General features: G+C 50.1%; 6 protein-coding genes. 5 read left to right on the top strand and 1 reads right to left on the bottom strand.

What is annotated here, in order from left to right; translation table 11 throughout:
- Positions 1 to 1,967, bottom strand: a 1,967-nt coding sequence (locus KOO63_04345; GenBank protein MBU8921034.1) for a cytochrome c family protein, incomplete at its 3' end; no start/stop codon positions are given.
- A 264-nt stretch (positions 1,968 to 2,231) separates the two neighbouring features.
- Here KOO63_04345 and lnt point away from each other — a divergent pair.
- The 5 genes from lnt to KOO63_04320 form a co-directional block, all read left to right on the top strand.
- Positions 2,232 to 3,812 carry an apolipoprotein N-acyltransferase gene (lnt, locus tag KOO63_04340; GenBank protein MBU8921033.1) on the top strand — a complete coding sequence of 527 codons (1,581 nt, stop codon included), beginning with the start codon at positions 2,232 to 2,234 and terminating at the stop codon, positions 3,810 to 3,812.
- Positions 3,813 to 3,936: 124 nt separating this feature from the next.
- Positions 3,937 to 4,428: a chemotaxis protein CheW gene (locus KOO63_04335; protein MBU8921032.1), complete on the top strand. Its 492-nt coding sequence runs from the start codon at positions 3,937 to 3,939 to the stop codon at positions 4,426 to 4,428.
- A gap of 10 nt (positions 4,429 to 4,438) precedes the next feature.
- Positions 4,439 to 5,293: a hypothetical protein gene (locus KOO63_04330; GenBank protein MBU8921031.1), complete on the top strand. Its 855-nt coding sequence runs from the start codon at positions 4,439 to 4,441 to the stop codon at positions 5,291 to 5,293.
- On the top strand, positions 5,290 to 7,641 hold the full coding sequence (locus KOO63_04325) for a chemotaxis protein CheA (GenBank protein MBU8921030.1): 2,352 nt from the start codon (positions 5,290 to 5,292) through the stop codon (positions 7,639 to 7,641). Before KOO63_04330 ends, KOO63_04325 begins: the two co-directional genes overlap by 4 nt.
- Before the next feature lie 2 nt (positions 7,642 to 7,643).
- The coding region (locus KOO63_04320; protein MBU8921029.1) for a hypothetical protein at positions 7,644 to 7,901 on the top strand (258 nt) is incomplete at its 3' end.

The raw sequence follows: 7,901 nt of genomic DNA, 5'->3' as shown, positions 1-7,901 counted from the left end.
ATCTGGGAGTCTTTGAGAAGCAGGGCCTCATTGTAATCGTATTGTCCAGATTCGTAAATGACCTGCCCGTTCACATCCAGCGCTTTGACATTAAGCCATATCCTTCTTCCCTCGGGATATCCGGAAGGCAGTTTGTGCGCGGTCTCGTTAGTCACCTTTATAGATATTCCGAAATCTTCGGGGATCACTTCAAGGCTGGCAGCTTTCTGCAGCATCGATCTGGCTCTCAAGATAGCATCGTTAAGCTGAGCTTCGTCTACCTCGTCGGGGAAGAATGCGGAGATCGTCTTTGGAACGAATGTATTCCCGCCGGTCAGGTCGTGAATCGCCAGGTCCGCACGGTCGTTGACGCCCGTCACGTTTGCTCCCTTGGCGTAGGTGTCCCTCATGTGGCAATCCTGGCAGGTAGATACTATTCCGTCCGCTTTGTTACCCGCGAATTGGGGAGCATAGACGCCTGATGCAGCATATTCGCTCCTGGTCCATTCACTGTAGGTCCGTTCGACCGGCAACATATTCCTGATCTCCATGTCGGGATGCTCCTCGTCGAAAGCGGAAGGAGCATAGTCACCCGGGGAGATCTTGACGAAAACGGGGTTGCTCACATCATGACAGGTTCCGCACAGATCTGCCGATCTGTGAATAGGCGACTCGACGAAAGCGTGACTGGCCTCGGCGTCCGAATATGGGCCCCTCTTGACGGGGCCGGGATCGTTGATGAACTGGCCGTTGGCGTATTGAAGTGGTAGTGGATCTACCGTGGAAAGCACTGTGGGGTCAGCGGCGGGGCTGATACCCTCTACATAGTCGTAATCGACTATGCGATGGCAGAAGTCACACTGGACTCCGTGCCTGTCAAGGACGGTAAGCATCTCACCGCTTGTATCGACAGATCTTCCTTCCTGCCATCCTCCGGGAAAATGACACTTGATGCAGATGTCGCCCACCGAAGGAACGTCCTGTTCGGCAATGGTCATGCAGGCCAGAAACAGTGGGTCCCGGGCCGCCTGGCCCATCATGCTTCCCCGCCAGTTGTACCAGGGTTCGGCAGCCTCATCGTAATTACCATGGCATGTGGCGCAGGAGACGTCAGGGTCTTCCAGGATCGCGCCTTCATGAGGCTGAGTGCCGGTCATGTCCATATCCCTGAGTGTGGAGGGAACATATCCAGCTGGAGTAGCAGTGATCGAAAAATCGGAGAGGCTGACGTCGGAACCGGGATTGCTCGCGTTGTCAACCGCTTCGACCTTTATCCTGTTGGATGCTCCAGGATAATTAGGTACGAACCAGGAAAAACCGGTGCCTGCAGGCTCGTTCTTTCCTACCTGCTTGAAGGTCGCACCTCCGTCATCTGAAAGATAGATGTTTATATGCGACACTCCGCTGGCATCGTCAGCTGTGTAGTTGATGGAGTAGTATGAACCGGCCGGGAGGATCTCCCCTCCATCGGGATCTATCATATCAACGGTCGGAGCGATAATATCGGTCGCACCCGCAGGTGTGAGGTAGGGTTCTATGTCTACGATGTCGACGTTGAGTGCATTGTCCTTGTTTCCCTCATACAGTCCGGGAAATGTCGGAGTGTTGGAGAAGTTCACAACATCAGTTATCTCGATGTAATTCTTGTATCCGTCCGAGTCCGAGTCGAGGTCGTGTGCCGCGAGGATCGCATCGGTATTAGATAGCCCGTTGTTCAGGCCGATCTCGATAGCAAGGCCGTAGGGATTTCTCTGCCCGCCTCCGCCGAAATCAAAATGGCAGACTCCGCAATGACTGCCGTTACTTGGCAGATCGTCCAGCGCGGTACCTTCGGCTGTTGGATATATGGAAAAGAATGTGTTTTTGATCGGGTTTCGGGCCTGAAGATCGGACCCGGGGACCGTCAGATAGATGACGGCCAGAAATAAGACAAGAGCAAGGATGATCCTGACAGTCAGAAACGACCTGAGAAGGCAGAATTTTCTCATGATGAATCTACTCCAGAACTGATACCCGGAACGCCTGGTGGATTTATTCAATAAAATGATAATTGTTATTACCAGAGAATTGTATCATATGGATGCCGGTATTTCAATGTTTTTCCGGTGGCATGGTCCGCTGCTCCGGGTACCAGGTATCAGGCCGCTGTGTTCGATGATTTGTGTGTGTCGGGGTGGGGAGTACATTCACCTTGCCTCATCCCGGGCATAAATATTATACTGCAGCGGACACAGAGCCAGGGAGGGCAATTCTTGAAAAGAGGTTCCTTTATATTCAGGTGGAGAGAGGAGCTCCTTGCGGGGTTGTTGGGGGGTATTCTCCTGGCCATGTCTTTCCCTCCGTTTCCTACAAGGGTATTGGCTATTGTGGCCCTTGTGCCGATCCTGAGATATTTTCTTGTAGCGTTTCCCAAACTCGACTGGCGGGCAGGAGCTCTTAAACGGGGGTTTTTTACAGGGTTTTTCTTTGGCCTGTCTTTTTTCGTTGTCCTTCTGTTCTGGATAACGAATCTCATACCTGCGTCAGCGATAAATATGTCATGGGTCATGTTTCCGGCATTCATACTGTTGACCCTCTATCTTGCCTGTTTTCCGGCCCTTTTCTCTCTTGCCCTTGCCTGGTTCGTGAAACGATTCGGGCCGCGAGCACTTTTCGTGGCGCCGGCATTCTGGGCTTTGACAGAATTCATGCGGTCCACAGGTGAAATGGCTCTTTCCTGGGGGCTTGTGTCCAGCGCTCTCGTTCCCTACCCGATAGCGATGCAGGGCCTTTCCTTCTATGGCCCTTTCGGATTTTCGATGATCCTCGTCCTTGTAAATGTCCTGATCACTTTCGTATTTTTCTACAGGTCCAACAGGGGAAGAGTCTGGTCCCTGACATGCCTGGTATTGTTGATCGGCTCACATCTCTGGTATGGCGCGGCACGGATCTCAAACCTGGACAGCACCAGTGACACTGCCCGTTACAGTAATGTTGCTATCGTACAGCCTAACCTGGACCTTGAAATGAAATGGAAGCCGGAATACAGGGATTCGATCTTCACAGAGATAGAAAATATGGCCATGGATGCGGCGGCTTCGAGACCTGATGTTGTGATCTTTCCGGAGACGGCGGCGCCAGTATCGATAAGCCATTCAACTCGCTACAGGACCTGGCTCAAGAGGATCGCGGTGGCCTCGCATACCGATCTGTTCATCGGTTATATCAATCATGTTCAGGATGGAGGAAAGTGGCGTTCCTTCAACGCCTGTGGCCTGATTGATTCTCTTGGCGTCCTCCGTTCCCAGTACCACAAGGTCAACCTCCTTCCATTCGGGGAAAGAATACCTTTCAGCCAGTTTCTTCCTTCGCTGGAGAAGATGGATTTCGGGCAGGCAAATTTCAAGCCGGGCCAGCAGCAGACAGTGTTCGACACGACCGGAGGGAAGTTCGGCGCGTTGATCTGTTTCGAATCGACTTTTTCCGACTTCGCGAGAAGATATGTCAAACACGGCGCTGAGTTTCTGGTTAACATTACCAATGATGGATGGTTTGGAAGCACACGAGGACCCCTGCAGCATTCCGAGACCGCCGTACTGCGGGCCATTGAAAACGGTGTGACCATGATAAGATCCGCCAACACGGGTATTTCGATGGCAGTCGATCCCGTAGGCCGGATAAAGGGGAAGATAGGACTCGACAAAAAAGGGATACTGCAGGTGCCGGTGAGGCTTGCCGACAAGTTGACATTCTATTGCAAGTATGGCCAGCTTTCGTTTTTTGTGATGTTCTTCATAAATCTTTTTGTTTTCCTCACTCCCGCTTTTTTTAATAAACACGGGTCGTTCCGGTAATCGGGCTTAACTCCTCCCCCAAGTCAGAACTTAATTTTCTGCAAGGCTCTTACTCGCTAAAGTAATCACCCTTTCCAGACGAAATCACTTGTAGCAAGTAATGTCTCTTCGAGAGGTGTCGAGTATGGCAGAAAAAGAAAACAACAATGAATCACGTCCGTTCAGGTGTGTGAATTTCAGGCTTGGCGAGGAATGTTATGGCCAGGATATTGGATATATTCACGAGGTCAACAGAGTTCAGAATATAACAGAAGTGCCTGGAGCTCCGGAATATATTCTGGGCGTGATCAATCTGAGGGGCAGCGTGATTCCGGTAATGAATCTCAGAAAAAGGCTGGGGCTGCCCGCTGTGGATGTGACAAAGGACAGCCGTGTTATAGTCATCGAGTATCAGGGATCGCTGCTCGGAATGCTGGTAGATTCGGTCCATCATGTGTTGGAGATTCCATACAATGATATCTCCGATACGCCAGAATCCACGATCACAGAGAAGAATATATTTATCAGCGGCATCGGCAAGGTCGAGGAAAAACTAGTTTTCCTAATCGATACGGAGAAGATCTTCGCCGAGGAATCGACGATAGAGATGCTGATGGGACAGGGAACTGAAGCGTGAAGGAGTGGGAGTGCTGCCTGTATCGACTGAGATGACAGAAATCTCCGAACTCTGCCGGAAGGATTTTAACTGGTTCCGCAGATTCATTGAAACTGAGACCGGCATCCAGATCCGTGAGAACAAATATGTATTCATGTACAACAGGCTGTTCAAGAGAGTGAAAGAGCTTGGGCTGAAGTCAATCCCGGAATACAGGGAACTCCTGGAATCCAGGAGTAAGAGAAGCAATGAGAAGGAATTTCTGTTCGAGGAGATAGTCATCTCCGAGAGCTCATTTTTTCGTTACGAAGCGCAGTTTGATTGTTTCCGTGAAAAGGTCCTGCCCGATCTTGTGGAAAACAGGGTGGGGATGGGGAATCATGTCACGATATTATCCATGGGAAGCTCCAGAGGTCAGGAGATCTATTCGGTCGCGATGCTTGTGAACGAGGATCTCTCTCTCGATCAGAGATTATTTGTGCGGTTGTATGCCGTAGATATTTCCTCCAGAATGCTGCAAGAAGCCGTCGAAGCATATTATCCCGATAGCGATGTAAAGACAGTGCCACCTATCTATCTGGACCGTTATTTTATCAAGGAAAACGGGGGTTACAGGATCCTTCCCAGGATAGCCGGGACGGTTAAATTCTCAAAATTCAATCTGATCCATGAAAACTGGCGACAGTTCAAGTCTGCCGATGTGATCTTCTGCAGAAACACGATCATCTATTTCGGAGATCAGATAAAGAGGAAGATCGTCAAAAGGATGTCATCCTCGTTGCGTAGGGGTGGCTATCTCATTCTCGGACATAGTGAGATGATAGATGCTTCAGAATTCGGACTGGAGCATCTTGGTAATAATATATATCGAAAGGGCCGGTCTTGAGAACATCGTCGAGCGCCTTGATCATAACGTATCTTGAAGATACCGACGAAATGCTCAGCCAGATGGAAGAGATCCTGGTCGAGATCGAGAAGCATCCCCGTAACATCGAACTTCTCAACACGCTGTTCAGAGTGATCCACACGATCAAGGGATCATCCTCCTTTATGGGATTCAGTCAGATATCCTCATTTGCTCACGAACTTGAAAACCTGCTTCACTCTGTGCGTAGTGGCGAAATCGAGATCAGTGACGATGCGATGGATGCTATCTTCAAGAGTCACAATATCTTTCGCATCCTGCTCGATGATATCAGGGATGGTGGCGAGGAAAAGGGAAGAGATCTGAGAGAGATAACAGCCATCATCCAGGAATCGATGAAAAACATTGATGCGCGATCTGTGAAGAGCGAAAAATCGGACAATAGAGAGAAGGCCGCCACCCGGTCCGTGGCGCCGCCCATATCACCTACTGGTGATGAAAAAGAGATGGCCGCAAGCAGGATAGGGATCGGCAAGGTTTCTGATATTATGCTTCTGTCGATGCTTTCGAGAACGGAAGTCGATGAGATCCTGGACAGTCCTGAAAATCTTTCACTCTATCATCTCAACCTGGAATTTCAGCTTGAAAGCTCAATGCCGGTTGCCAGAGCAATGATGGTGATACGGGAACTCGATCTGAACACTCGTCTGCTGGTTTCAGTTCCACCTATAGAATATCTGGAGGAAGAGTTTGATGGAAGGATCGATATGCTCGTCCTCGCAGAACAGAATAAATCGTCAATGAGAGGTTTTGTCGAGGGGGCCAAGGGCCGATCAGCAAAGATACACAGGATCGACAGGGAAGGACTCGCCGAACTTTTTCAGAATGACGGTATCAATGAAGACAGGCCTTTTATCAACGAAGAGGATCACGAAAAGGCGGACAGGGAAAATAATAATATCGACGACAAGGATTCCACTGTCGCCGGGGATCAGCCGCCACTCATTGAACCGGAAATCGTGATGACGGGTCTTCCGGTGTCCGGATCCGATCAGGATCATGAAGCGTCCGCGACGAAGGATCCTGAATCCCGACCTGCACAGGCACGGTCTGAGAATGTGGATACACAAAGACGCAAGGAATTCATCAAGGTGGATATTCAGAAACTCGACATCCTGATGAATCTTGTGGGAGAGCTGGTGACGAACCGGACGAGAAATCACGATCTGATCATGCGGGCAAGATTGGAAAATGAAGAATCAGAAAATCTGGATAGCCTGTTTGAAAGTATGCAGGAACAGGGGCGCGTGATCAATGAGATTCAGGAAAGCATTATGAAGAGCAGACTGGTCCCGGTCGGCTCCATATTCAACAGTGTTCCTCTTGTCGTTCGAGAGATAGCCCGGGAAACGGGCAAGCTTGTAGATTGCAGAATATCAGGTGAAAGTACTGAGCTGGATAAAAAGCTGGTAGACGGAATCCGCGAGGCGATAATGCATCTTGTACGCAATTCTGTCGATCACGGGATCGAGGCTCCGGAAGAAAGGGGAAAAGCAGGAAAACCAGAAAAAGGGGTGCTTGAAGTAAGCGCATTTCAGGAATATGACCAGATAGTGATTAAAATCCAGGATGACGGTCGCGGAATAGACACGAAGAAGCTGACAGCCAAAGCCCTGGAGAAAGGTGTCGTGACTCCCGGGGAGATTATCGGGATGAACGAGGCCCAGTTGCTTGCTCTTATTTTCAGGCCGGGATTATCCACTTCCGAAACGGTTACGACCAGGTCCGGGCGAGGGGTCGGGATGGATGTCGTCAAGAGAGAGGTGGAGATGTTGAGTGGGGCCGTGGATATTGCGTCCAAACCCGGTATGGGAACGCTGGTCACGATGAGGGTCCCGATTACTCTCGCGATCATTCAGGGATTACTTGTCCGCAGTGGTGACAGGGTTTTTGCCATTCCTATCTCGAATGTGTCTGAGATAAGACTTATCGATCGGACCGACATCCATCCAGGCCATGGCGGCAGCATATTGTACAAGATGCGAGAAGAGATCATCGAGCTTCATACCCTGGAAAAGCTTCTTGGAATGGATGGAGAAGAACCAGGAGAGACTTTTCACGTGGTAGTGATAAATAATTTTGGGAAATTGACGGGAATCATCGTCGACGGTCTGGTCGGAGAACGTGAAATCGTAATCAAGAATATAAAGAACGAATTCCTGAATGTCGACGGAGTCGCAGGCGCATCGATCATGGGGGACGGAAGGGTGATCCTGATTATAGATATATCGGAGCTTCTCCGCAAGAGAGGTGCGAATAAACGACAGATTGAGACGAATCTTCTGTCGGGCGAACTAGCAGGAGTATGAGGATGAACGATCTGGAAGATATCGCGACCGGAGATGACCAGTATGTGGCGATCGGGCAGGTCATGACCGGGGTCGCTCCCAAGAGGTTGAATACGATTCTTGGTTCCTGTGTGGCTCTTATGATATATCACCGGGAGACAGGAACGGGAGGGATGGCACACATCCTTTTCCCGGGTGAAGGCTCCGGCAATATGAATTCTGCCGGTCCGGCGACCAGACACCTGATATCTGAAGTGCGCGGTAAGATACAGCCTGAATGC

The organism is Candidatus Latescibacterota bacterium, assembly GCA_019038625.1.
In the GTDB taxonomy this organism is placed as follows: Bacteria; Krumholzibacteriota; Krumholzibacteriia; order Krumholzibacteriales; family Krumholzibacteriaceae; genus JAGLYV01.
This window is presented reverse-complemented; position numbering and strand designations above follow the sequence as displayed.